This is a genomic window from Flavobacterium sp. UBA4854, from assembly GCF_002399805.1.
GTDB lineage: Bacteria > Bacteroidota > Bacteroidia > Flavobacteriales > Flavobacteriaceae > Flavobacterium > Flavobacterium ginsengisoli.
In genome coordinates, this window is sequence record NZ_DHEI01000083.1 from 96048 (window position 1) to 98713 (window position 2666).

At 32.8% G+C, this 2666-nt stretch carries 3 protein-coding genes; all 3 read right to left on the bottom strand.

The window, feature by feature from the left end:
* The coding region (locus B3J44_RS11900) for an MFS transporter (protein ID WP_286968631.1) at positions 1-812 on the bottom strand (812 nt) is incomplete at its 3' end.
* A gap of 162 nt (positions 813-974) precedes the next feature.
* Positions 975-1784 (bottom strand): M48 family metallopeptidase, encoded by an 810-nt coding sequence (locus tag B3J44_RS11905; protein WP_286968632.1) that lies wholly within the window; start codon positions 1782-1784, stop codon positions 975-977.
* 84 nt (positions 1785-1868) lie between these two features.
* Positions 1869-2666, bottom strand: a 798-nt coding sequence (locus B3J44_RS11910; RefSeq protein ID WP_286968633.1) for a TIM-barrel domain-containing protein, incomplete at its 5' end; no start/stop codon positions are given.

Below are 2666 nucleotides of genomic sequence, written 5' to 3' on the forward strand. Positions count from 1 at the left end.
ACCGTTTGTACTGCCATACTAGAAACAAAGAAACCTCCCAAATATCGTTTCAAAGGAATATTTTCCTGTAATAACGCCCAAACCTTTTTTAATTCTTTGAAACCATTAAATACAACAGATTTTGTTAGTTTTTGGCCCGATTCTTTACTCCCTTTTGGCAAATAATAATAAGTGTATTGGCTAAATAAAATCCACCAAACTCCAACCATTACAAAAGAATAACGCATGGCTTTCATTGCTGCTTCACCATCTGTTCCTGAAATACCAAAAAGTTTTGGTTTCATAATCATGGCCAAATTGATGATCAACAAAATAACACTTCCAATATAGCCTAAAGAATAACCTTTTGCACTAATTCTGTCCTGCTGTTCCTCAAAAGCAATATCTGGAAGATATGAGTTATAGAAAACTAAACTTCCCCAGTAACCAAGCAATCCAAGGAAATAAAATAAAAGTCCAACATAAATATTTTCTAAATCAAACCAATATAATCCCATGCAAGATAAAGCTCCTACGTAACAGAAGAACTTCATAAATGACTTTTTGTTTCCAACGTAATCTGCGATTCCTGATAATAATGGAGAAATAAACGAAACCACCATAAAAGCAAAAGCTGTAATAAAACTAATTAAAGCTGAATTTTTAAGATGCATTCCGAAAACATCTATATAATGATCGCGATCGCTAAATAAAGCTTCATAAAAAATTGGAAATACTGCAGATGCAATAGTTAAGGTATAAACTGAATTGGCCCAGTCATAAAATGCCCAAGCATTTAAAAGTTTCTTATCTCCTTTTTGTAGGTTCTTCATAGAAAAGGTTTTGTTAAATAGGTTACGAATTTATCCATTTTTTACGATAAACAAATAGAAATTCTTTAAATCATATATTATTAAATGATGAACTTCTTTAAAACAAAAAAGCCATTCAATAATGAATAGCTTTTAAGTATATTTTTCTTTGCATTCTCTGCATTATTTTATAGTTCCGACTTTAAGTGCGATTGCTTTTGCTTCTGGAATCAAAGCTTTGATGTTAGCGATTCTTGTTGCATCAGAAGGGTGAGTACTCATGAATTCTGGAGTCGAAGAACCGCCAGATTTTGCTGACATTCTTGTCCAAAATGCAACTGCATCATCCGGATTATAGCCTGCAATTGCCATCAATGTCAAACCAATTTTATCTGCTTCGCTTTCATTGCTTCTGCTAAAAGGAAGCATTACTCCTACTTCAGTTCCCATTCCATAAGCTTGTGAAAATATTTCTCTTGTTTGTGCAGATTTATTTGTTGTAGCAGCATCTAAAACAGCACCGCCAATTTGCTGAAGTTGCGCAGCGCTCATTCTTTGTGCTCCGTGATTGGCTAAAGCGTGTGAAACTTCGTGCCCCATAACTGTTGCTAAACCAGATTCATTTTGTGTAACAGGTAATATTCCTGAATAAACCACAATTTTGCCTCCTGGCAGACACCAAGCATTAACTTCTTTATTATCAACCAATTTATATTCCCAGCGATAATCTTTTAAATACTGTGACTGTCCTAAATATGTTAGATACTTTTCGGCAGCAGCCTTAATTTTAAATCCAACATTCTCAACAAGTTTTGCATCTGCCGTTCCTGTAATAACTTTATTTTCAGACAAAAAAGTACTGTATTGCTGGAAAGAAGTTGGAAACAATTCGCTATTTGAAACAAAATTCAAATTTTGTTTTCCAGTAATTGGATTTGTCGCGCAAGCCATAACAAGCGCCCCAAAAACCCCTAAAAACATATATTTTTTCATAATTCGAGCTATTTTTATAACAAAAATACGATTAAAAAAAATAAAATATTTTATACATTAAAATAAAAAAATATCAAAATTTAACTATTCGCCAACAATATGAAGTTCATTAAACTCTTTGTCAACTATTAAGAAATTATTTTGCTCAAAACTAATTTTGTCAAATTCAATCTTTTCATTGTCAATTTCTATTTCTACAACTTTAAAAGGCAATCCAATAAGATTGATTTTATATTTACTGTAAGGAGTTATATACTTCCCTTCTTTATGAAGTTGAATAATCAATTCCTTTTCTTTTCCAACATGTCGGAACGACAAATAACTGTAACGTCCTTTTTTGTAATCGTAACCATCTTGAGCATCTTCATATACAGCCGACTGTTCTTTACCATTTTTATAGTAAACATCCAACGTTAATTCATCAAATTCTAATTCGCCTACATACTGTTGAACAGGATATTTTGGAATAATCGCTCCAGCTTTTACAAAGACAGGAATCTCATCAAATTTGGTATCAATCCAAATTTCTCTTCCTCCAATAAACAATTCATTTGTCCAATAGTTATACCATTCACCTCTAGGAATATACATACGTCTACCTACAGCATTAGGTTCAAGTATAGGGCAGACTAAAATCTGGTTTCCAAAGATAAACTCGTCGTTGCGATAATGTGTTTGTGTATCATCTTGATCATAATAAACCAGCGGTTTTAGCATAGGAACTCCCTCCTCAATATATTGCCAAAACATAGTATACAAATAAGGCAGCAATTGGTAACGAAGATTTACAAATTTTCTAGTAATATTAATTACTTCTTCATCAAAAGCCCAAGGTTCTTGATTTCCGTGATCTCCAGAAGAATGAGTTCTGCAGAAAGGGTG

What these genes read in the sequence shown, in the direction of transcription:
- B3J44_RS11905 (WP_286968632.1), bottom strand. Translation starts at nt 1,784, where the DNA reads ATGAAAAAATATATGTTTTTAGGGGTTTTTGGGGCGCTTGTTATGGCT.